This window comes from Streptomyces sp. NPDC051664, assembly GCF_044453545.1.
Taxonomy (GTDB): domain Bacteria; phylum Actinomycetota; class Actinomycetes; order Streptomycetales; family Streptomycetaceae; genus Streptomyces.
This window is the reverse complement of the sequence record NZ_JBITCU010000011.1, coordinates 1-23,057: the sequence shown is the minus strand read 5'-3', so window position 1 is coordinate 23,057 and position 23,057 is coordinate 1. Positions and strand designations below refer to the sequence as shown.

Below are 23,057 nucleotides of genomic sequence, written 5' to 3'. Positions count from 1 at the left end.
TAATGCCAACCGCCAGGTGCGGGTGAGCTCCCTCGGTTGGTGGGTCGCTTCGGTGGGACTGTAGAGGGAGGTCCGGCCGTACCAAATGACCAGCGCGTGCTGCTGTCGCATAAGCGACCAACCCGACGGCTGGCGCGAGGCCATCGAACCCTTCCTGGACGGCGTCCTCACAGCCTGATGGTCGCTTCGCCCCAGATCACCGACGCGAGCACGGGGAATCCCATGGGCGAACGCTCCCCGAGCCGTGCGGGCCCTGGCGGCCGGAATAAGATCGCGTCGATCGGCCAGGGGGGCGGATCTTTTAGGGCCTCTGGGGGGCGACGCTGTGGGTGTCATCGTGGGTGCAATTGTTGCGGTACTTGTCGTTGTGGGCGGGTGGTGGGTTGTTCGGACCTACAACCGGCTCGTTCGGCTGCGGAATCAGACGCAGGCTTCGTGGGCGCAGATCGATGTGCAGTTGAAGCGGCGGCATGAGCTGATACCGAATCTCGTCGAGGGGGCGCGCGGCTACGCCGCTCACGAGCGCGGCACCTTCGAAGCGGTCACCGCCGCGCGCGGGGCGGCCCTAGGCGGCGGGCTCGGTGTTACGGACCGGGCAGCCGCCGAGGACGCGCTCACCGCGACGCTGGGGAGGCTGTTCGCGCTCGGAGAGAGCTATCCGGAGCTCAAAGCGGATCAGCACTTCAGTACGGTGCAGGCCGAGTTGAGGTCGGCGGAGGACAAGATTGCGTACGCGCGGCAGTTCTACAACAGCGCCGTGCAGAGCTACCACACCGCCCTCGAGAGCTTCCCGGGGAACGTCGTGGCGGGGCTGGGCGGCGCGCATGGGCGGCGGGAGTACTTCGAGGCCGCCGGCGTGGCGCAGGATGCCGTCCAGGTGAGATTCGCGTGACGGTCACCGAACAGCTCTATTGGGGCGGCGCCGGCCTGATCGTGCTCTGGCTCGCCGCCTTCGGGCTTGCGCTGGTCGCCACCCGGAACGGCGTGGTCACGCCGGGGCCCGCGACCCAGGAGTTCGGGGCCGACCCCGAACCGCCAGGCGTGGTCAGCCTGCTCGGCAATCACTGGCGGGGAGTGGAGCATGCCGCCGCGGCCACCCTGCTGGATCTCGCGGCCCGTGGGCTCGTCGAGCTGCGACAGCCGGGCGACGACCCGGCCCGTAGCACCGTGCACCTCACCGAGGCGGGCCGGGCGGCGCCGGGGCTGATGCCGTACGAGCAGCGGGTACTGGACCGCGTCGCCACCCGCGTGGCGAACGGCGGCGCACCCATCGGGGCGATCGCCTTCCGTGACGACAAGCGCGCCGCCTCCTGGAACACGGCGCTGCGCCAAGAGATCATCGCCGAGGCCCGGTTGCGCGGCCTGTCCCGGCACCGGTTCGCACCGTTGCTCGGCACTGCTTTGCTGATCGGTGCCTTCGTGCCCGGTGCACTGTTCGCCGTGGCCGCGGTCATGGGAGGGCACGGCGTGCGCGCCGCGCTCTTCGTCGGTGTGGCTCCGGGGGCCGCGCTGGCCTTCCTGCTCGGCAGGTCGCTCGGCGAGCGGGCGACACCGAAGGGCCTTGAACGCGCCGGGCATTGGGCCGGACTGCGAGCCTGGCTGACGGCGCACGAGGACTTCGCCCAGCTGCCGCCCGCATCCGTGACGGTCTGGGACCGCTATCTCGCGTACGGGACCGCGCTCGGCGTCACCGTCCTGACCAGCCGGCTCCTTGGCTTCGACTCCGGCGACCGGCGACGCGTCTGGTCCTCGTACGGAGGGACCTGGCGCCCGGTGCGGATCCGCTACCCGCGGCTGCGCCCCGGCTTCGGCTGCTCGACGAGCCGGCTGCTGCAGTGGGCGGCCGCGGCGGGCGTGGTCGCGGTGGGGCTCTGGGCCTTCGCGATACTGCGGCAGCCCGACTGGGCGGTCGCGGTCGACGCGCACAGCGGCGGCTCGCTGCGCCGTCCGGGACTGGTGCTGAGCGCCGGCTGGGTGGGCAGCGTGCTGCTCGGCCTTGTGGTGGCCGGCAAATTCAGCCGCTGGACGCTTCTCGTGGCGTTCCTGGCGATGATGCCCGGCAACTTCGCAAGCGGCAGCCACGGCTGGTTCAGGGATGCGGCGGCCCACGAGGGGCCCCTGCTCGGAGAGTGGGCGGCGATCGCGGCGTTCGGCGTGCTGGCGACGTACCTCCTGGCACTCGCCTGCCTGGAGCGGCGGGAGCCCGACACGATCACCGGTGAGGTGCTGCGGATGGAGTCACGCACGGGCAAGGAGGCAGCCCGGTTCCTGGCCCTGGACGAGGGGAACACGGACCTGACCACCGCCTGGGCCCTGCCCGCGGCCTCGCAGGGCATAGCGACCGGCGCCCAGGTGCGGCTGCGGGTCTCGCGGGGCACCCGCACCATCCGCTCCGCGGAGCTGGTGAGGGCCGCGATGCCGGAAGGCGACCGAGTGAAGGCCATCAGGCAGGACGCCTCTTAAGGAAGAAGATGCTCCGGAGCGCCTCCACGGTGAGGCGCTCCGGTCAGATGCGGGAGAGCGGCCTGACGCTCTCGCGGATCACGATGTGCGTGCCCAGGACGTGCCGTTCGGGACCGGTGGCCGGCGGTCCGTCCAGCGCGAGCCGGACCGCGGTGCGGCCCAGCTCCTCGGCGGGGATGTGGACCGTGGTCAGCCGGGGGGTTACCTCGGCGGCCACCGGGTCGTCGTTGTAGCCCACGACTGAGATGTCCTCGGGCACCCGCAGCCCGCGCTCCTGGAGGGCGCGCATCGCGGCGGCCGCGCTCTCGTCGTCGCCCGCGACGACCGCGGTGAAGTCGGGCCGCCCGTCGCACGCGTCGAGGAGCCTGCGCATCACCTCGTACCCGGCGATCCGGCTGAAGTGGGTGCCGTGCAGCCGGGCCGCCGACGGCGGAAGGCCGTGGTCGGCGAGGGCCTTGAGATATCCGGCGACGCGCGCCTCGCCCGTGGTGTGCCCCGGTTCGTACCCCAGCAGGACGATTTCGCGGTGTCCGGCGCCCAGCAGGTGGCTGGTGACGGCGTGTGCGCCCGCCTCGTTGTCGTACTCGACGACGATCGCGGGCACATCGGGTGCGGGCGTGGGCCGGCCGCAGAGCACCAGACGGGAACCGGCGGCGGCGAGCGCCTGGGCGTACTGCGCCATCCGCGCCCGGTACTCCTCGTCCTCCGCGACCCCGCCGACCAGCACGACGGCCTCCGCCGCCTGCTCGCGCATCATCTGTACGACGGCGAGTTCGCGGGTCGGGTCGCCCCCGGTCGTACACACCAGACAGAGGCGGTCGCGCTTGGCGCTCTCCTCCTCGACGCCCTGGGCGACTTTCGCATAGAACGGGCTGGTGACCTGGGAGATGAGGACGGCGACGGTCTTGCGACCGGTGCCGGCCAGAGCGCGGGCGTGCGGGTTGATCACGTAGTCGAGGTCCTTGACCGCACGAAGCACCTTCGTCCGGGCACCGGCCGAGGTCGCATGGGTGCCGGACAGGACCCGGGAGGCGGTCGCCACCGACACCCCGGCACGCGCCGCCACATCACGGATGGTGACCCGTTCCCCCACCACTGCCCCCTCTTGTCGTTCGCCGCCCCGGGTGGCAGCACTCGCGGCTGCCACCCGGAACCATCTTGCCCTACCTGCTGGTCAGTGGGTCGACTCGAACTCCTTCACCAGTTCGTCGGCGGCCTTGGCGCCGCCCTGGTTGCGCCACTTCTTGTAGATGGAGTCCCAGTCGGAGAGCTTGCTGCGGCCGGAGATGACGGCGGTGGTCCCGTCCTTGAGGAGCTGGTTGAGGGTCGCGTTGTGCTTGCTGAGGGTCTCCGAGACCAGGCCCGCACTGTCGTTGGGCTTCATCATCGGCATCACCTTCTGCTCCCAGGCGTGCACCCGCTTGGTGAGTTCGGGGTCGCCGGGCACGAACAGCACGGTGGGGGCGTCGCAGAGGTAGGCGAACGGCACATTGATCTTGTTCTCGATCAGGCCGAGCGAGGTCAGGATGGGACTGCCCGACGCGTCGCGGGTGAAGTGGGTGCCCTCGACGCCGAAGTGCATCAGCTGGTACTCCTCGGAGCCGAACGGCGAGGCCAGCCAGTCCAGGACCCGCAGGAGCAGTTTGATGCGGTCCTTCGACGCCTTCTTGAAGTAGGTGCCACCGAAATAGCCGGTGTTCTGCTGGTAGTGGGTGGTCGCGCCGCTGACGGTGTACGGCGTGAGGACATCGAGTTCGTATGCGCCCTTGATGCTCTGCTGGGCCGGGAGCAGGGAGCCGGCGAAACCGTCCGCCATGGAGAGCAGGGTGCCGTTGTAGAAGAGGGTCTTGATGTCGACGGTGGAGGTGGAGGAGGCGTCCGGGTAGAACACCTTGTCGTTGTTCCTGGCGACCAGGTACTCCAGCGTCGCCTTGAACTCCTCGGTGCCCCACATGTCGATGGCTTTGCCGTCCTTGATCTCCCAGTCGTTGGGGGCGCCGTGCCACATGGCGTGCGTCTTGTGCCCGTAGATGGTGGACATGGACGAACCGAGCGCGAACTTCCTCGACGTCGAGGCCTCCTTCACCACGGCAGCGAAGTCCTCGGCGGACATCCCCGGCTTGTAGCCGGCCGCGTCGAAGGCGGTGCGGTTGATGAAGATGGCCTCGTTCGGCTTCGGGCGTTCGATGGGTACGCCGTAGAGCCGGCCCGCGATCCGGCCCAGGCCCTGCCAGGAGTAGGTGGGGATGTTGGCGAGGTTGGGGTACTCCTTGATCGCATCGCCCGACAGGAACTCGGTGAGATCGGCGCAGCGTGCCCGTACGAACTGTTCCTTGCTGGGCAGTACATGGCCGCCGCCGACGTTGATGATGTCGGGCAGGTCACCACCCGCGATGACGGTCGCCATCTTGGCGTCGAAGTCCGCGTCGGGCACGACGGTGAACTCGATCTCCACGCCGAGGGCTTCGTTCATCGCGGCCCAGTACTTGTTCTGCGAGGCGGGCTTGGGCGGGGTGCCGTAGGTGATCGTGATGACCTTGATCTTCTCGCCCTTGCCGGGCTTGTCGGTCACCGCCTTGACCAGCTTGTCGGGGTAGCGGGTGTACCCGGCCTGTACGCCGCTGGAGGAAGGTGCGAGTTCGGGCGCGGGTGCCGGGGCGGCGACGTAGGCGGGCCAGGGCGCCAGCTTCGTACCGGCGTTGCTGACCTGACGGTCCTTGGAGCTGGTGGAGCACGCGGTGAGTCCGGCGGGGGTGGCGATCGCGACGCCACCGACGGCGATGGAGCGCAGCAGGGTGCGGCGCGAGAGGGAGGAGGACATGACGAGGTAAACCCTTCGAGTCGGCTCTGGGGCTGGGGTGTTGGAGAGGTGGGGTCAGCTCTTGATGGCGCCGGTGAGCACGCCTTTGGTGAAGTACTTCTGCAGGAAGGGGTAGACGATCAGGATGGGTACGGTCGCGATCACGAGCACTGCCATCTGCGTCGTCTGCGGGGCTGAGATCATGCCTGCCTCGCTGGCCCCGGTGTCGGCGATCTGTGCGCCACCGATGACATAGGTGCGCAGGACCTGCTGGAGCGGCCAGTGGTCGGAGTTCATATAGATCGAGGCATGGAACCAGGCGTTCCAGTAGCTCACCGCGTAGAAGAGGCCGACCACCGCGAGCGCGGCCTTGGACAGCGGCAGCGCGATTCGCCACAGGGTCTGCCAGTCGCCCGCGCCGTCCAGGCGGGCGGCTTCGTACAGCTCTTCGGGGATCCCCTGGAAGAAGCCGCGCAGGACCACCAAATTGAAGACATTGATGAGCACGGGGGCGATCAATGCGGCGTAGTTGTCAAGCAGACCCATCCCCTTGACCAGGAGGAAGGCCGGGATCATGCCGGGCGGAAAGAGGAAGGTGAAGAGGATGAGCATCAGTGCCGGCTTGGTGCCGAAGACCTTGGGGCGGCTCAGAGCGTACGCGAGGAACGTCGTGCAGGCGAGCGAGAGGAGAGTCCCGGAAAGGGTGACGCCGACGCTCACCCCGAGCGCCTTGGTGACGATGCCGCCGTCGAGGATCTGCCGGTAGGCGCGGGTGGTCGGGTGTGAGGGCCAGAGTATCCAGCCGCCGTTGTCCACCACCTCCTGGTTGGAGGCGAGGCTGGTGGAGACGATCACCAGGAAGGGCATCAGGACCAGGACGAGCAGGACGGCGATGGCGACGGCCTTGCCCGCCTGGGTGACGGGCCTGGGCTTCTCCGCCCAGGCGGGACGGATGTGCCGGGCCGGGCGTGCGTGATGTGCTGCCGTGGTCACTTGTAGATCCCCTGCTCTCCGAGCCGGTGTGCGACCTTGTTGGCCGCGAAGACGAGGGCCGCGCCGACGACTCCCTTGAAGAGGCCTGCCGCGGCCGCGTAGCCGGTGTCGCCGCCGACCAGGCCCTGCCAGAAGACGAAGGTGTCGAGGACCTCCCCGGCGCCGGGTCCCACCGTGGACCGTTGCAGCAGCATCTGCTCGAAACCGACGGACAGTACGTCGCCGAGCCGCATGATCAGCAGCAGCACGACGACGGGCCTGATGGACGGCAGGGTGACGTGCCAGAAGCGGCGCCAGGGGCCGGCGCCGTCGATGGCGGCCGCTTCGTAACTCTGCTCGTCGACCTGCATCAGGGCGGCGAGGAAGATGATCGTGCCCCAGCCGGCGTCCTTCCAGACGACTTGGGCGACGACGAGGGGCTTGTATGCGTCGGGGTTGCCGATGATGTCGACCGTGTGCAGCCCGGCATCGCCCAGAGCACTGTTCAACAGGCCCGTAGAACCGAGAACTTGCTGGAAGAGGGCGACGATGATGACCCAGGACAGGAAGTGCGGCAGGTAGACCACGGACTGCACGAAGCGGCGCAGCAGGTCCGAGGTGAGGCTGTGCAGCAGCAGGGCGATGGCCAGCGGTACGGGGAAGAAGAAGATCAGTTGGAGCAGGGCGATCGCCAGGGTGTTCCAGGTGGCGTGCCAGAAGTCCGGGTCACCGAACATCCGGCTGAAGTTCTCGACGCCGATCCATGGGCTGGCCCACAGTCCGTCGAACGGCACGTACTCCTTGAACGCGACGACGTTGCCGATGAAGGCGCCGTAGTGGAAGAGCAGGAAGTACGCCAGCCCCGGGAGCATCAGCAGCACGAGGGTCCGACTCGACTGGAAACGCTTCCACCGCTGACTCTGCGAAGAAATGGCCGAGTTAGGGGGATGCGTCCGCTCGATGGGTGGCGCAACCGCTCCGCCGCCGGTCAGATTCTCTGTCACCGTGGGCACGGCAACCCCTCCGTCGTGGGAACAAGGTGCGAGGAATCTAAAGCGGTTACATGAGGTGGTCAACCCATCGCGTCCTTACTTCTCTTGACCTCTTGCAAGAAATCGCTCTAACCTCCTGCACTGTTGTGTAACCGGTTACAGGCAGAGAGTGGGTATCCGTGGCCGACCGACCAACCGCCGTGCTGGCCATGGGCCTTGACGTAGCCCGGGCGGTGTTCCCACCCGGACTGTGTGAACGGCTTCGGCGCTGCGTCGATTTGGCGGACGAACCGCTGACCGGATCGCTCACCGGAACGGAGGCGGGCGCCGTCCTCGCCGATACCCAGGTCCTGATCACCGGCTGGGGCTGCCCGCCGATCGCCGCGGACGTACTGGCCCTGGCGCCACGGCTGGAGGCGATCGTCCACTCCGCGGGATCCGTCAAGGGCCTGGTCACGGAGGCGGTGTGGGAGCGCGGTCTACTCGTCTCCTCGGCGGCGGACGCCAACGCGGGCCCCGTCGTGGACTACACCGTCGCCGTCATCACGCTCGCCTCGAAACGTGCCCTGCCCACCGCCGCGCGCTACGGGGAGGGTTGGCCGGCATTCTCGGAGCGGGAGGGCGCGGACGGCCGGACGGTCGGCATCATCGGCGCCTCCCGTATCGGGCGCGGCGTGCTCGCCCGGCTCTCCGCTTCGGACAGCGACTGCCGACTTCTGCTCACCGACCCGTACGTCACCGGGCGGGAGGCTGCATCCCTGGGCGCTGAGCTGGTCCCGCTGGACGAACTCTGCCGCCGTAGCTCGGTGGTGAGCATCCATGCCCCTCAACTCCCCGAAACGCACCATCTGATGGACGCGGCGATGCTGGCGCTCGTCCCGGACGGCGCCACTGTCGTCAACACGGCCCGTGGCAGCCTGCTCGACACCGACGCCCTGACCCGCGAGTGCGCCTCGGGCCGTCTGGACGCCTTCCTCGACGTCACCGACCCGGAGCCGCTCCCCGCCGGCCATCCCCTCCTCACGCTCCCCAACGTCCTGACCACCCCGCATCTTGCGGGTGCCCAGGGCAGCGAGGTGCGCCGCCTCGGTGTCTACGCCGTCGAGGAGGCGGAGCGCTTCGCCCGCGGGCAGCCCCTGCGCGGCGGCCTCGGGCGAGCCGACCTGACACGGCTCGCCTGAGGCCGCTCACCGGCGACGTGGAACGCGAGAGCGTTGGAACGGAGGGGAGCGGAATCGCGGGGCCGCTGCACCGGGGCACCCGGGGTACATAGGCGGCGTGGTCGCCACGTCCGCCGGGTCGGTCCATCACACTCCGGGCGAGTGAACATGCCATCGTGGCCGGGAGCTCTTTGTTCTCCCACGGCCTGAAGATTCCGCCGTTCGATCGATCCGCCCCCGGTGCCCCCGGAGGCCGGCGCAGGCCGAGGAGGGGGCGCTCATGCCGCGTCCAGGAAGTCGCGGACCAACTCGGTGAATTCCTCGGGCAGGTGGTCGGCCGGCTGCACTTCCGTCCCCGTACGCCCCCGTGGAGCGTCCGCTGGCCGGCACCTTCGTGCGTCCTGGGTCTTTACGCCGCCGTCATGGATGGTCTAGAACGACAGTCATCCGATGTTACGTGAGCCCGGCGCCTGATTTCTGCACGCCACAGTGAAGTCATGCGCGGAGGCGGGCGTATTCATCGGACTACTACGTCAGCACCGTTGACTGCGAGCCGTACCGCCCTGGAGGGCATCGTGCAGAAATTCCCCCGCCGTCGCCGGCGGGCTCCGTACAGACGGGTCGTTGCGCTCTGTGCGGCGGCGCTCACCGCCCTCGCGGGCGCCGCCGTGGTCGACGGCGGCACCGCCGCCGCGGCCGCGGGGCCGACCACCGCCTGGCAGCACGGAGACTTCGCGCTCGACCCGGCAGGTGTCGTCAGCCGCTCCGACATCGTGCTCGGTTCGCCGAACTCCGACCCGACCGCGTCCATGCCGCTGGGCAACGGATCGCTCGGCGTGGCGGCCTGGGCAGCGGGCGGCTTCACCGCCCAGCTCAACCGCTCCGACACCATGCCGGACCGCAAGTCCCCCGGCCGGCTCAACATCCCCGGCCTGTCCGTCATTTCACATGCCGCCGACTTCCGCGGACAGCTGGACCTGACCGACGGCGTGCTGCGGGAGTCCGGCGGCGGCATGTCGATGAAGGCCTGGGTCGCGGCGGAGAAGGACGAGCTGATCGTCGACGTCTCCGGGGCGGACCCGGGCGTGGCGCAGACCGCCACCATCAACCTGTGGTCGCCGCGCAAGCCCGCCGCGGCAGTGTCCGGCACCGTCGGCACCCTGGCCGAGACCTGGGCCGACGGCAGCCCGCCCATCGGCAGCGGAAAGACCTTCGGCTCGCTCGCCGCCATCACCGCGGGCGGCCGCCAGGTGAGCACCACCGTCAGCGGCCCGACGCAGGTCAAGGTCAGCTTCACCCCGCACGCCGACGGCACCTTCCGGGTCGTCGTCGCCTCGCCGGGCTGGACAGGCGGCAACGCCGCCAAGACCGCCGCCAAGGTGATCGGCCATGACGCGACCGCATCCGTACGGACCCTGACGTCCGCACAGGACCGCTGGTGGGACGGCTTCTGGGCGCATTCGGGCCTGATCGCGATGAGTTCGGCGGACGGCAGCGCCGAATACATCGAGAACCTGCGCACGCTGTACCTCTACGAAGAGGCGGCGTCGATGAAGAAGGGCATCTACCCGGGCAGCCAGGCCGGCGAGGCCGACATGTTCGCCTGGAACAGGGACACCCAGACCTGGACGCCGTCCGCGTACTGGCTGTGGAATCTGCGCACCCAGATCGCAGCGAACATGAGCTCGGGCAACTACCAGCTCAACACCCCGATCTTCGACATGTACGCCGACGACCTGCCCGCCATCGAGGCGTGGACCAAGCAGCAGATGGGCGGCCGTCCTGGCGCCTGCCTGCCGGAGACGATGCGCTTCAACGGCAACGGCATCTCCCCCGGCGCCGGCGAGAACGGCTCGTGCAGCGAGCCGGGCAGCCCCAACTGGAACGCCCTGGACATCTCCTCGGGTCCTGAGGTCGCCCTCTACATGTGGGAGCAGTACCAGGGCACCGGCGACAAGGCCGCGCTGAAGCGGTACTGGCCGTTCATCAAGTCGGTCACCGAATTCCAGCTGGCCTACCAGACCGTGGGCGCCGACGGCCTGCTGCACGCCAAAGCCAACGCCCACGAGACCCAGTGGGCGGTCAAGGACCCGACCACCGACATCGCGCTCGACCGGGCGGTCTTCCCGCTGATCGGCAAGATCGCGCGTGTGCTCGGCACCGACCGCGGCGCCGACAAGGCCCTGGTGACCCGCGCCGCCACCGCGCAGACGCAGATCCCGCCCTACCCGCGCACCGACCAGGCCACCCGCGGCAAGCTGCTCAACCCCGGCTACACCGCGGCCGAGACCGCCGCCGCGGACGCCACCGGCACGGACATGATCGCGATCTCGTACGAGCCGGCGGCCGAGCGCAGGAACGGCGAGAACATCGAACTGGAGCCGCTGTGGCCCTGGAACACCGTCAGTGACCAGGACGCCGACCTGTTCTCGCTCGAGCAGCGCAGCTACGCGCACCGGCCCAACAAGGGCGGCAACGACTGGTCGATGGACGCCATCGACGCGGCTCGGCTGCAGAACCCCGCCGAGGTGCGCGGCAACCTGATCTCGCTGACCGAAGGGCACCAGGTCTACCCCAACGGATTCGCCGACCTCGGCAGCTCGGCCGGCTTCCAGCCCTACATCGAGCAGGAGTCCGGTGTCGCGACCGCGGTCGGCGAGGCGCTGGCCCAGGACTACGACGGCATCGTCCGCTTCGCACCGGCCTGGCCGGCCGAGTGGGACGGCGCGGGCAGCGTCTACATCCAGGGCAGGAGCAAGGTGGACGTGCAGGTACAGGGTGGCAAGCTGGTCACTGCCGCGATCGAGGCCGGCGCCTCCGGCACCCTGCGGGTGAAGAACCCGTGGCCCGGTCAGCTCACCGAGGTCGTGGACGGCAGGAACGGCCATCTCGTCGTCCATGCGAGCACCGCGGACCTGTTGAACGTCCCCGTGAAGTCCGGCAAGTCCTATCTGGTGCAGCAGGTCGCCGCGCCCACCACCGCCCTGCCGTTCGCGCGGGTCACCGGTAGCGCGCCGACCGCGGCCCGGCACCTGGGCGGCGTACAGCTCGGCCTGGACGCGGCCACCCGGTCCGGCAGCGCCACCGTCGGCACCGTGCTGGGCGGCACCAACCGGGACTACGGCCTCAGCCAGATCGAGGACGCCGGCTCTCCCACCACAACGGACGACGTGGGCGGGCTCGCCGCCCGCACCACAGAAGGCGATCTGTCCTTCGACGTCGCCGACGACGTGGCCGCGACGGGGTCCTACGACGCCAAGGTCACGGTGTCGTACTACGACTCCGGCACCGGTTCGCTGTCCGTGCAGTACGACGCCGGGGCCAAGGACCGCTACCACGAGGCCGGCACCATTGCGCTGACCGGCACCGACACCTGGAAGACCGCAGACGTCACCCTCAGCGGTGCCTGGTTCGGCGGGCTGCAGAGCGCGGGCGGCGACCTGCGGCTGCACTCGGCGGCCGGCCCCTTCACCGTGCACAGCGTGGGCCTGACGGTCACCGGCGCCTGGGTGCCCGACCGGCACGCCTTCCCGCCGGCCCCGGCGATCACCACCCCGCGCGGCGGCGCCACCGTCAAGCTGGGCTCGGCGGTGTCCGGTACGGCGATCCCCGACGGCACGGTGACCGTGCGCGAGGCGTCACGGGTGCTGTGCACCGACACCGCGGACGACAGCGGCGCCTGGAGCTGCGCACCCGACGGCGGCTTCACCCCGGGGCGGCAGACCGCCACGGCGACAGTCGCCGACCCGGGCGGCATGGTCAGTGACGCCTCGGCCGGGGTCGCCTTCGACGCCTCCGACCTGCCGCCCGGCACCGCCGTGGTCGGCTCGGTCGTCGGCGCCACCGACCACGCGTACGGGATGAGCGAGGACGAGCGGCCCTCGGGCGGCTTCGACGGCCCGACGACCGCCTCGGTGGTCGACGGCCTGTCCGCGCGCACCAGCACCCAGGGCAACATCTACTTCGACGTCGACGACTCGATCGCGCACGCCGGGTACTACACGGCGACCTTCACCCTCTCCTACTACGACCAGGGCACCGGTTCCTTCTCGGTGCAGTACGACAACGGCGGCTCCGACCCGTACAAGTCCGCCGCGGGAATCGCGCTGACCGGCAGCAACACCTGGAAGACCGCGACCGTGACGGCCACCGACGCCTACTTCGGCGGCCAGCAGCACTCGGCGGCCGACTTCCGGCTGCGCAACGGCAGTGGTCAACTGACGGTGCACAGCGTGGCGGTGAAGATCAGCGGTGACGGCGTCCCGAACGTCACCGACTTCGCGCCGCCGGTGACGGTCGCCTCGCCTGCGGCGGGCGACACCGTCGGTGCCGACCCGGCCGTCTCGGGCTCCGCGGAGCCCGGCGCGACGGTGACCGTGACGTCCGACGACGCGGCGCTGTGCAAGGCCGCCGTTTCCGACAGCGGTAACTGGACCTGCACCGGGTCCGGCGAACTTGCCGCAGGGCCGCACACGTTCAAAGCCACCGCGGCCGACCCGACCGGCACCCCGGCGGAACCGGCCACCGTACAGGTGACGGTGGCCTGACCAGCAGCGCGGGAAGGAGCGGTCCGGCCGAACGGCCGGGCCGCTCCTGTGCGTCGGGCCCGGTGGGCTTACGCGAAGCCGACGATGCCGCGCGGGCTGTAGTGCTCCTCGAGGCGCTTGCACTCGTCGTCGCTCAGCCGCAGGTCCACCGACGCGACGGCGTCGTCCAGGTGCTGCGGCTTGGTCGCGCCGACGATCGGCGCGGTCACCCCCGGCTGCCGCAACAGCCAGGCCAGCGCGACCTGGGCGCGGGTGACACCGCGCTCGTCCGCGATCGCCGCGACGGCGTCCACGATGTGCCGGTCGGTGTCCTGGTAGAGGGTCTTGCCGAACTCGTCGGTCTCGCTGCGCGTGCTGGTGGTGTCCCAGGCCCTGGTGAGCCGGCCGCGGGCCAGCGGGCTCCACGGGATGACCCCGACACCCTGGTCGGCGCACAGCGGGAGCATCTCCCGCTCCTCCTCGCGGTAGAGCAGGTTGTAGTGGTTCTGCATGCTGACGAATCGGGTCCAGCCGTGCCGCTCGGCGATGTACTGCGCCTTGGAGAACTGCCATGCATACATCGAACTCGCCCCGATGTAGCGGGCCTTGCCCGCCTTCACCACGTCGTGCAGGGCCTCCATGGTCTCCTCGATCGGCGTCGCCCGGTCCCAGCGGTGGATCTGGTAGAGGTCGACGTAGTCGGTGCCCAGCCGGCGCAGGCTGTGGTCGATCTCGGTCATGATCGCCTTGCGGGACAGCCCGCCACCGTTGGCCCCCGGCCGCATCGGGCCGTGCACCTTGGTGGCCAGCACGATCTCGTCGCGGCGGGCGAAGTCGGCAAGCGCCCGGCCGACGATCTCCTCGCTGGTGCCGTCGGAGTAGACGTTCGCGGTGTCGAAGAAGTTGATACCTGCCTCGACGGCCTGCCGTACGAACGGCCGGCTGGCCTCCTCGTCCAGCGTCCAGCTGTGGTTACCGCGGTCGGCGACGCCGTAGCTCATACAACCCAGGCAGATGCGGGAGACGTCGAGACCGGTCGTGCCGAGTTTCAGATAGTCCATGGCCACCGACCCTACGTCGGCGTCCGGTCGCCCTCAGCGGGGGCGAGGCACCGGTCGAGCACCGCGGGCCAGGGACCGTGCCCCGAGACAGGGTTGAGACGGCCGCCGCCGGGCACCCTGGCGCGGCTGGGACCGCCTTTCTTGGCGGGTTTCGTCGTGTACGGCGCAGGAGCAGCCCTCGGCTCCCTGTTCGTCACCCGCTTTGCTCTGTCGTACTGCCCTGCGGCTAGTTTGTGTGCAGGACAGGTACGCAGGCCCGTGGTGGCAGAGGTGCACGGGGGACGGGAGGTCGGGAAGAGTGTCGCTGCGCGGAGGTGATCCAACCGAGATCGGCGGTTATCCACTTGAGGCGCGGCTCGGCTCGGGTGGCATGGGCACGGTCTTTCTGGCCCGTACGAGTTCGGGGCGACCTGTCGCGATCAAGCTGATCCACCAGCAGTTCGCGGGGGACGACGAGTTCCGCATCCGTTTCCGACAGGAGGTTGCGGCGGCGAGGCGGGTGAGCGGCGCGTTCACCGCCGCCGTGGTCGACGCTGCCCCTGAGGCCGAGCAGCCGTGGATGGCGACGACCTATATCGAGGGGCACACGCTCGCCCAGCACATCGCCACGAAGGGCCCGCTGAATGGAGCGGAGCTGAGGACGCTCGCCATCGGGCTGGCGGAGGCGCTGCGCGACATCCACCGGGTGGGGGTCGTCCACCGTGACCTGAAGCCCTCGAACGTCGTGCTCTCGCCCGAGGGCCCGCGCGTCATCGACTTCGGCATTTCGCGCGCCGTGGACCAGCAGACGCTGACGATGACAGGGCGGGTCATCGGTACGCCGCCCTTCATGTCGCCGGAGCAGTTGCAGGCGCCGCGTGGTGTGGGGCCGCGGTCCGATGTCTTCTCGCTGGGGACGCTGCTGGTGTACGCAGTGACGGGCCACGGGCCCTTCGACGCGGACAGCCCATACATGACGGCGTATCAGGTGGTGCACGAGGAGCCGTCGCTGGGCGCCGTGCCGGTGGCTTTGCGCGCGGTCGTCGAGTCGTGCCTGGACAAGGAGCCCAATGGGCGCCCCTCGGCGGACGAACTCCTTGTGCTGCTGCGGGACCTGCCCGCCGACCTCGGCGGGACCGACGCGAACGGGGTTGGCGCGGGCCGCACCCGCGACATGATCACCCAGCATCACTTCGCGACGCAGGCCACCCCGGCGCCGACTGCCCCGACCACCGCCCCGGCCGATCCCGATACAGGGAGCACCGGCAGCCCCATCGGCCACCGTCTGCGCAGCCGATGGCGGCCTGTGCTCGCGGCCGCGGTCGCGGTGGCAGCGATCGGCGGGGGAGTCGCCGTGCTGAAGGCGGGCGGCTCTGGGGGGAACAGCGGCGGCGACAAGGGCAACAGCGTTGCGGCGCCGAGTGCCGCACTTCCGGACGGTTTCGAGCCGTGGCGCAAGACTGTGCAGGGCGGTCGCGAGGGCATCCCCGACGAGCTGCGTTGCGTCGCGCGCGGCGACGCGCTGTTCTGCGGGGGCGGCGGTGTTGTCGCGACCCGTATCAGGGCCCTGGACGGCTCGCGGGTGTGGACGGCGAAGAGCCCGGGCGTCCCCGTCCAGGGCATGCACCTGGTGGGCGCCACCGACGACACGGTGCTCGGTTACCGCTTCGCCGCCCAGGACGCCCCGCAGGACCCTCCGAGCGAGGTGGTGGCCATCGACGCGAACAACGGCCGGGAGCTGTGGTCCGTGCCGTCCGGCGCCCGGTCGAAGGCGGTCACGGGTCGGACTCAGGACGCCATGGTGGTCGGCCCCGCCGTCGTGACGGTCGACGCTTCCAACTCCCGCTTCGAGGCCCGGGACGCGCACAGCGGTAAGGTCGCCTGGACGACGTCGTTCCCCACGGGTACGCAGTGCGCTCCCGTCCCGGTGGGCCCACAGCTCTTCGCGATGTGTGCGACGGATGCGGAGGTGGATGCGTCAGAGGTGCGCAGCCCCACCCTGTACACGGTCGACCGCGCCTCGGGGACACTGGGCAGGCCCATCGCGGTTGACGGCCCCGCTGTGCCGATGGGCGTCGCCAACGGCAGGCTCGTACTCCTTCAGGAGCACAGGGAGGGAACGGCGTTGACCGGGTACGACGGGGTGGCGCAGGTCGACCCGGCCTCGCGGAAGGTCACGTACTCCCGACTGGCCAAGACATACGCGGGGACGCCCGGCATGGCGGGCGGCACCGTCTACGTGAGCGGACAGACCGGTCTCGTCACGGCGCTCGACCCCGCGACCGGCCGGAAGAAGTGGTCGCGGCAGACGAGCGTGGAGGGCGCGTCGGGTCCCGTGGCGGGAGCCGACGCGCTGTATTTCAGCTCGGCCACCGGCCGGGTGGTCGCGCTGTCGCCGCACGATGGCAAACCCCTGTGGACAACAGATCCGCAGGCCGATGGTTTGACGGGCGAGCAGGGCGCAAGCCCGCGCGTGACCGTTGCGGGGCGTGCGGTAATCGTCGCCGCGGCCGAGAACACTCTCTTCGCCTTCGACGCGCAGAAGCCGCCGAAGTCGGGCTGATCCCGGCGGCACCGGACGCCGGCCGCCTTCCTTGCCGTGCGGACACCTCAGCGGCTCACTCGGTGGCCTGCACAGCGAGGTCGCGTCTTGCGAGTGCGCCGCGCCCGTAGCGTTTCTGGTGCTGACGACCGGACCGGTCTCCCGTTCCCGGCCACCGACCGGCGTCCGCACCGGGTCGCCTGAGCGGGAGGCCGGACCTCGGGCTGCAACTGTCAAGACCGCGTCAAGCCGGTGCGGTCCGTGTTCCGTGTGGACGCGCTGGTGTGGAAAGCTGCCGACGTTGTCAGTGGCAGGGGGGCCAGTGAGTAAACAGGATGTGCGCAAGATGCTGCGTGAGATGGCGACCGGAGAGCCCGTTCAGGTCACCAGCGGCATGTCGTCCATTGATAAAATCGCCGAACTCGCCGTCGTCGCCGAGCAGTTCGGGTACCAGTATGCCGACGTCCGGCGGGGCGACGGGTACGTGATGTCTCTCGTGGCCGACCCCGGCCCGCAGGCTCGCGCGCGGGCCGCGCAGAACTGGGCGCAGTACCCTGACGCCGTTGACGGGGGCGCGTTGCCGCCCTTCGTGCCCGATGCGTTCCAACTCCTCAAGGCCCGCATCACGTTCGACCTCACCACCGAGTTCTCCGACAAGCAGCGGCTGATCATCGCGAGTCTCGGCATCACCGTGATGGTCGTGAGTGTCGTCGCCTGGCTCGGCGCGGACACCACCTCCTTCGTCGTAGCCGGCGTTGTCTGGGTCGTACTGATGTCCCTCCTGCCCGTCGTGAACGTCGCCGGCCGGCGCTACAAAGCCAAGTACGCCGCCCGGCTGGCGGCCGCCGGGTTCACGCCGGTGACCGACCGGAGCGGCCGGCTGCGGTACCTGCCGCCGGGCGGACAGCTTCCCGGTCACGGCAATCCCTTCGCCGGAGGAGCTGACACGCCTCCTCAGCCGTACCCCCCGCAGCGCTGACCAACGGCGGGCACCCGAGGTGACCGCCGTGGGTAGGGCCTGCGCGGTCACCGCCGGTGCACGTACGGGCTCTGCGAGGGCATCGAGGCCGACCCGGCCATGTGGCGTCCTGCGGTACGGCCTGAATGGTGGCGAGATCTCCGAGCGCTTCGCCGGCCCTATCGGTGGCCTTGCCGCGACGGCCAAGACCACTGTCCGTGGACGCCGCCTGTCATCCTTGACCTGATCAAGGAGGGGCATATGGCTTTCGCGGAGCACGTGGAACGGGTTGCCGGTGAGGTGGTCGGAGAGTTTCCGGCGGACGGCGCGATCTACGCGGTGACGTTCCGGATCGACAGCGTCGATCAAGATCCGCGGCTTCCGTACGTGGCGGTCGGCTACACGACCGAGGCCGACGCGGCGAAGTCGGCGCAGACGGCGTCGGATGCCTGGGAGGCGCGCTGGAGTTACGCGTATTTCCCCGAGACGGGGCTCGAAGGGGTGCGGGTCGTCGGGCGTGATCCGGAGGGCGCGGAGGCGCACCGGCGGGAAGCGGAGTCCCGGGGGCTCTGGTACGAGGACGACGAAGAGCCGGACGAGCGCGACGAGTTGCTGGTCGAATGGTTCTACGAGGTGTGCGTCGGGGCGGCTCGGCGCCTTCACGGGAGCGGTCGGATCGTGGAGGTACTGGGGCGCCCGGTTCCGGTGATTCTCTACGACATGTTCGACCCGGACGCGATGTTCGAGCTGACCTCGGATGCCAATCCGGCCGAGCTGGTGGCGGAGTTCATGACCGAGGATCCGGGTGTGGACCTGTCCGGCGCATCCAGCGAACTTTCGGAGGCCTGATCACCGACAGGTCGTCGACCTCAAGGATCGCCACGGTCACGCCGGGCCCGGTTTTCGCTGGATCCCGCCCCGCCGCCCCGAATGCGTGAGGCATGCGCTGACTTGTCCGACTTGCTCCCGGAAATTTCTCGCTCCCTCTCGAGAGAACATCCCTTGACGCCCTTCCCGGCCGGACCTACATTCCTCGAATAGATCGGAAAGTGTCCTAACTATTCAACGAGGAGCCACTCCATGACCGCTCCGGTGAGGGGAACCCCGGGTACCCCGCGCACCATGCGTGCGATGAACGACCGCGCGACCCTGGACCTCCTCGTGGCGCACGGCGCACTGACCCGGGCGCGCATCGGCGAGCTCACCGGCCTCTCCAAGGCGACCATCTCGCAGATGCTGGAGCGCTTGCAGGGCGCCGGACTCGCCAGGGCGATCGGGGCGCAGACCGGAGGCCCCGGTCCGAATGCACTGCTCTACGAGGTCGACCCCTCCGCCGGGTATGTCGCCGCCCTGTCCGCCGGCCCCACCGGCATCACCGCGATCGTCGCCGACATCGCCGGACGTGAGGCCGGCCGCTGTCACATCGCGGCGAGCGCCGTCGCCGAGGACGTGCGCCACCGCACCGCCCAGCTCGTCGCCGAGGCCGTCGACGGAGCGCTCCGCCAAGCCGGGCTCGGCCACGACGACATCGCGGCCGCCGTCATCGGCACGCCGGGAGCCATCGACCCCCGCAGCGGACAGCTCCGCTACGCCCCCCACCTGCCCGGCTGGCACTCCCGCACCCTGCGCGGCGAACTCGCCGAGGTGCTGGGCACCCCGGTGGACATCGAGAACGACGTCAACCTCGCCGCACTCGCCGAGCAGTACGACGGCGCCGCCCAGGACCGGGACAACTACGTGCTGGCCTGGATCGACGAGGGTGTCGGCGCCGCCATCGTGCTCGAAGGGACGCTGCTGCGCGGCGCGACCGGGGGAGCGGGCGAGATCGGCTACATGCCCCTGCCCGGCGCACCTCTCGCACGCGAGGAAGCAGGGCCGACCGGCCAGGACGCCGGCGGCGGCTTCCAGAGCCTCGTCGCCGCGGCCGCCGTACGCCGGCTCGCCGGCGGCACCGCCTCGCTGGAGGAGGCGCTCGCCGACGACTCCGTACGCAAGGAGCTGGCCCGACGGCTGGCCACCGGCCTGGCCTCCGTCGTCGCCGTGGTCGACCCCGACCTCGTCGTGCTGTCCGGCAGAGTCGCCCAGGCCGGGGGTGAATCACTCCGCGCCCTCGTGGAGCAGGAGATGACCGGCCTCGCACTTCCCCGGCCCGAGCTCCGCATCAGCGACCTGGATGGTGACCCGATCCTCATCGGCGCCCTGCGCCGCGCCCTCACCCGGGCACGCCACACCGTCTTCGACACCTCCGCCTGATCCCCACCGCCCCTGTTCCGCACTCCCCAGCGGGGGAGACCACCGCAAAGGAAGCCGCCATGCAGCGATGGCGCATACGCACGTGCGTGTCCGCGGCACTCGCCACGGCCGGACTACTGCTGTCCGGCTGCGCCAACCCCGGCGTCGGCAGCGCCGAGGACGACGTGACCGCCCCCGTCACACTGAAGTTCTGGCACGGCTGGTCGGCGCCCGGTGAAGTGAAGGCGATCAACGATTCGATCGCCCGCTTCGAGAAGTTCCACCCGAATATCCACGTCCAGGCGACCGGCAACGTCACCGACGCCACGATCAACCAGGCCCTGCGGGCCGGTGGCGACAGTGCACCCGATGTGATCACATCGTTCACCACCAACAATGTGGGCCAGTACTGCGACTCCGGGATGTGGGCGGACCTCGATCCGTTCCTGCACAAGACCGGCGTCGACAAGGCGAAGATCTTCCCCAAGAGCCTTCTGCAGTACACGAGTTTCGAGGGCAAGCAGTGCGCGCTCCCCCTGCTCGCGGACGCGTTCGGCATGTACTACAACAAGGACGCGTTCCAGGAGGCGGGCATCTCCCGTCCGCCGCGGACCATGTCGGAGTTCGTCATCGACGCGAAGAAGCTGACCGTGCGCTCCGGCAAGGGGTCGTACAAGCGGGTCGGCTTCATGCCCAACTTCCGGCTGTACCAGAACAGTCCGGACCGTCTGTTCGGCCAGTGGGGCCCCACGTACTTCGACAAGGAGGGCAACTCGGTCCTCGCCGGGCAGAAGGCGACGACCGACTTCTACCGAGTCACCGGCCAACTGGCGGAAGCTCAGGGCGGTTACGGCGCCCTGGAGAAGTTCCGCACCTCGTTCGGTGACGAGATGTCCGCGCAGAACGCCTTCCTCACCGGGAAGCTCGCCATGCACCTCGACGGCGAGTGGCGCGGTCTGATGCTCAACGAGGCCAAGGCCGGCTTCGACTGGGGCGTGGCCCCGCTCCCGGTGCCCGACGACCAGGCGGACACCTACGGGCGCGGCTATCTGACCGGCACGGTCACCGGCATCGGCCACAGCAGCAAGCACCAGAACGCAGCCTGGGAGCTGGTCAAGTTCCTGACGACGGACACCCGTCAGGTGGTGGACTTCGCCAACGCGATCCACAACGTGCCCTCGACGTACGCGGCCCTGAAGTCGCCCGACCTGGACGCCGACCCGACGTTCAAGGCGTTCATCGACATCGCGCAGAACAAGTACAGCCAAGCCATGCCGCAGTCCACCAACGGCGGCATGTACATCACGTCGCTGCAGGACTTCTCCTACTCCGCCGAGGCGGGACGGATCCCTGACCTGCACAAGGGGCTGCGCGAGCTCGACGAACAGATCGACGCAGACACCCTTCAGTCGAAGAGCTGACCGACGCGGGAGCACCACACCATGGCCCTCACCCTTTCCACGCCGGCGCGGCGCAGACTGCGCACGCTCGGCTTCCTCTCCCCGTGGCTGATCGGGTTCAGCGTCTTCTTCGCCTACCCGCTGATCGCCACCGTCTACTTCTCCTTCATGCACTACAACCAGATCCAGCGGCCGACCTTCGTCGGCCTGCGGAACTGGACCTACGTCTTCGAGCAGATGCCGCTGTTCGGACCCGCCCTGTGGAACACCCTCTGGCTGGTCGTGATCATGGTGGCGCTGCGGGTGGTCTTCGGGCTGTCGCTCGGGCTGCTGATCACCAAGATCAAGTCGGGTCCCGGGTTCTTCCGGACCGCCTTCTACCTGCCGTACCTGGCGCCTCCGGTCGCCGCGACCGTCGCCTTCGTCTTTCTCCTCAACCCGGCGACCGGGCCGGTCAACGGCATCCTCTCGGCCATCGGGGTCGACGGCCCGAACTGGTTCAACGACCCGAACTGGGCCAAGCCGTCCCTCGTCATGCTCTCGCTCTGGGGCATCGGCGACCTGATGGTGATCTTCATGGCGGCCCTGCTGGACGTACCGAAGGAGCAGTACGAGGCCGCCGAGCTCGACGGTGCGGGAGCGTGGGCCAGGTTCCGTTACGTCACCTGGCCGTCGATCACACCGATCGTGATGTTCGCGGTGGTCACAGGCGTCGTCCAGACGATGCAGTACTACACGCAGGCTCTGGTGGCCGGGAAGCTCGCCTCCGGGGTCTCGATCGGCCCGGGCTCGGTCATCCAGCCCGGCTACCCGGACCACTCGACCCTCACTGTCCCGCAGCTCGTCTACTCGATGGGCTTCCAGAACTTCAACACCGGCGCGGCGTGTGTTCTGTCGCTCGTGCTGTTCGCCATCGCGATGGCCGTGACCATGCTGCTCATGCGTAAGCGCTCGGGCCTGCTCTCGGCGGAGGACTGATTCCGGTGACCACTACGACCATCGAAGCCCCGGCCGCTTCCAGGGCCCCGTCCACCTCACGCGCGCAGGGCCCCGAGGCCGCGCGCGCCCGCCGCAAACGCGTGCTGAACTGGATCGCCGTCCACAGCGTGGCCCTGGCCATCGCGCTGCTGTTCGTCCTGCCGTTCGTCTTCGTGTTCCTGACGTCGGTGATGAGCGACGCGCAGGCCATGAGCGGCGACCTGTGGCCCGACTCCTGGCACTGGGAGAACTACACGGCCGTCTTTCGTACGGAGGGCTTCCTCACCTGGTGGAAGAACTCGCTGATATACGCCGGGCTCGGCACGCTCTTCACCGTCTGCTCGGCCGTCCCGGTCGCCTACGCGCTCGCCAAATTCCGCTTCCGCGGCCGGCGAGGGCTGATGATCCTCGTCATCTCCACGATGATGCTCCCGCCCCAGGTCATCGTGATTCCCATGTACCTGGTGTGGGCCCAGCAGTTCCACCTCTCGGGCACGCTGTGGCCGCTGATCATCCCGATGGCGTTCGGCGACGCCTACTCGATCTTCCTGCTGCGGCAGTTCCTGCTGACCATCCCCAAGGAGTACATCGAGTCGGCCCGCGTCGACGGCTGCGGGGAGCTCCGCACGCTGCTGACGATCATCGTCCCGATGGCCAAGCCGGGGATCGCCGCCATCTCGCTGTTCCAGTTCTTCTACTGCTGGAACGACTACTTCGGGCCGCAGATCTACGCGGCCCAGAACCCCGCTTCCTGGACGCTGAGCTACGGACTGGAGTCCTTCAAGAGCGCCCACAGCGTCAACTGGAACCTGACCATGGCCGCGACGCTCCTCGTCATGGTGCCGGTCGTCATCGTTTTCTTCTTCGCACAGAAGGCCTTCGTCGAAGGCGTCACACTCACCGGAGTAAAGGGCTGACCTATGAAGCTCGCAGTAGTTGGTGGCGGGTCCACCTACACCCCTGAACTGATCGACGGCTTCGCCCGGCTGCGGGA

General features: G+C 69.3%; 16 protein-coding genes. 11 read left to right on the top strand and 5 right to left on the bottom strand.

Features of this window, described 5'->3' with window-relative positions:
- Window positions 1-325 precede the first annotated feature (325 nt).
- Window positions 326-892, top strand: a complete 567-nt coding sequence (locus ACIA8E_RS21265) for a LemA family protein (RefSeq protein ID WP_399300441.1) — start codon at window positions 326-328, stop codon at window positions 890-892.
- Window positions 889-2,463: a DUF2207 family protein gene (locus ACIA8E_RS21260; protein WP_399300438.1), complete on the top strand. Its 1,575-nt coding sequence runs from the start codon at window positions 889-891 to the stop codon at window positions 2,461-2,463. Before ACIA8E_RS21265 ends, ACIA8E_RS21260 begins: the two co-directional genes overlap by 4 nt.
- Before the next feature lie 43 nt (window positions 2,464-2,506).
- Here ACIA8E_RS21260 and ACIA8E_RS21255 read toward each other — a convergent pair whose 3' ends face one another.
- The 4 genes from ACIA8E_RS21255 to ACIA8E_RS21240 all read right to left on the bottom strand — a co-directional run bounded on the left by ACIA8E_RS21255 (window position 2,507) and on the right by ACIA8E_RS21240 (window position 7,107).
- The gene (locus ACIA8E_RS21255) at window positions 2,507-3,556 is read right to left on the bottom strand and encodes a LacI family DNA-binding transcriptional regulator (RefSeq protein WP_399300435.1); all 1,050 of its coding nucleotides are present in this window, start codon (window positions 3,554-3,556) and stop codon (window positions 2,507-2,509) included.
- Window positions 3,557-3,637: 81 nt separating this feature from the next.
- Window positions 3,638-5,284, bottom strand: a complete 1,647-nt coding sequence (locus tag ACIA8E_RS21250; RefSeq protein ID WP_399300432.1) for an extracellular solute-binding protein — start codon at window positions 5,282-5,284, stop codon at window positions 3,638-3,640.
- Window positions 5,285-5,338: 54 nt separating this feature from the next.
- Complete coding sequence (locus tag ACIA8E_RS21245; RefSeq protein WP_399300429.1) at window positions 5,339-6,256, bottom strand: carbohydrate ABC transporter permease; 918 nt, start codon at window positions 6,254-6,256, stop codon at window positions 5,339-5,341.
- On the bottom strand, window positions 6,253-7,107 hold the full coding sequence (locus ACIA8E_RS21240; RefSeq protein WP_399300934.1) for an ABC transporter permease: 855 nt from the start codon (window positions 7,105-7,107) through the stop codon (window positions 6,253-6,255). The genes ACIA8E_RS21245 and ACIA8E_RS21240 overlap by 4 nt, the downstream gene beginning before the upstream one ends.
- 299 nt (window positions 7,108-7,406) lie before the next feature.
- Here ACIA8E_RS21240 and ACIA8E_RS21235 point away from each other — a divergent pair, with 299 nt between their 5' ends.
- Together ACIA8E_RS21235 and ACIA8E_RS21230 are read left to right on the top strand one after the other, a co-directional pair.
- Window positions 7,407-8,408 carry a hydroxyacid dehydrogenase gene (locus tag ACIA8E_RS21235; protein ID WP_399300426.1) on the top strand — a complete coding sequence of 334 codons (1,002 nt, stop codon included), beginning with the start codon at window positions 7,407-7,409 and terminating at the stop codon, window positions 8,406-8,408.
- A gap of 521 nt (window positions 8,409-8,929) precedes the next feature.
- A complete protein-coding gene (locus ACIA8E_RS21230) occupies window positions 8,930-12,934 on the top strand; it encodes an Ig-like domain-containing protein (RefSeq protein ID WP_399300423.1) in 4,005 nt (1,334 codons plus the stop codon).
- A 68-nt stretch (window positions 12,935-13,002) separates the two neighbouring features.
- Here the strand turns inward: ACIA8E_RS21230 and ACIA8E_RS21225 are convergent, their stop codons facing one another.
- The gene (locus tag ACIA8E_RS21225; protein WP_399300420.1) at window positions 13,003-13,974 is read right to left on the bottom strand and encodes an aldo/keto reductase; all 972 of its coding nucleotides are present in this window, start codon (window positions 13,972-13,974) and stop codon (window positions 13,003-13,005) included.
- A gap of 298 nt (window positions 13,975-14,272) precedes the next feature.
- Here ACIA8E_RS21225 and ACIA8E_RS21220 point away from each other — a divergent pair, with 298 nt between their 5' ends.
- The 7 genes from ACIA8E_RS21220 (at window position 14,273) to ACIA8E_RS21190 (ending at window position 22,980) form a co-directional block, all read left to right on the top strand.
- Entirely contained in the window at window positions 14,273-16,516 is a 2,244-nt protein-coding gene (locus tag ACIA8E_RS21220; protein ID WP_399300417.1) for a PQQ-binding-like beta-propeller repeat protein, read from the top strand.
- Between the two features lie 301 nt (window positions 16,517-16,817).
- Window positions 16,818-17,474 carry a hypothetical protein gene (locus tag ACIA8E_RS21215; RefSeq protein ID WP_399300414.1) on the top strand — a complete coding sequence of 219 codons (657 nt, stop codon included), beginning with the start codon at window positions 16,818-16,820 and terminating at the stop codon, window positions 17,472-17,474.
- 240 nt (window positions 17,475-17,714) lie between these two features.
- On the top strand, window positions 17,715-18,302 hold the full coding sequence (locus ACIA8E_RS21210; protein ID WP_399300411.1) for a hypothetical protein: 588 nt from the start codon (window positions 17,715-17,717) through the stop codon (window positions 18,300-18,302).
- Window positions 18,303-18,533: 231 nt separating this feature from the next.
- On the top strand, window positions 18,534-19,706 hold the full coding sequence (locus ACIA8E_RS21205; RefSeq protein ID WP_399300408.1) for an ROK family protein: 1,173 nt from the start codon (window positions 18,534-18,536) through the stop codon (window positions 19,704-19,706).
- Between the two features lie 59 nt (window positions 19,707-19,765).
- Entirely contained in the window at window positions 19,766-21,106 is a 1,341-nt protein-coding gene (locus ACIA8E_RS21200) for an extracellular solute-binding protein (protein ID WP_399300405.1), read from the top strand.
- Window positions 21,107-21,127: 21 nt separating this feature from the next.
- Window positions 21,128-22,063 (top strand): carbohydrate ABC transporter permease, encoded by a 936-nt coding sequence (locus ACIA8E_RS21195; RefSeq protein WP_399300402.1) that lies wholly within the window; start codon window positions 21,128-21,130, stop codon window positions 22,061-22,063.
- A 5-nt stretch (window positions 22,064-22,068) separates the two neighbouring features.
- A complete protein-coding gene (locus tag ACIA8E_RS21190) occupies window positions 22,069-22,980 on the top strand; it encodes a carbohydrate ABC transporter permease (protein ID WP_399300399.1) in 912 nt (303 codons plus the stop codon).
- The last annotated feature ends 77 nt before the right edge of the window (window positions 22,981-23,057 follow it).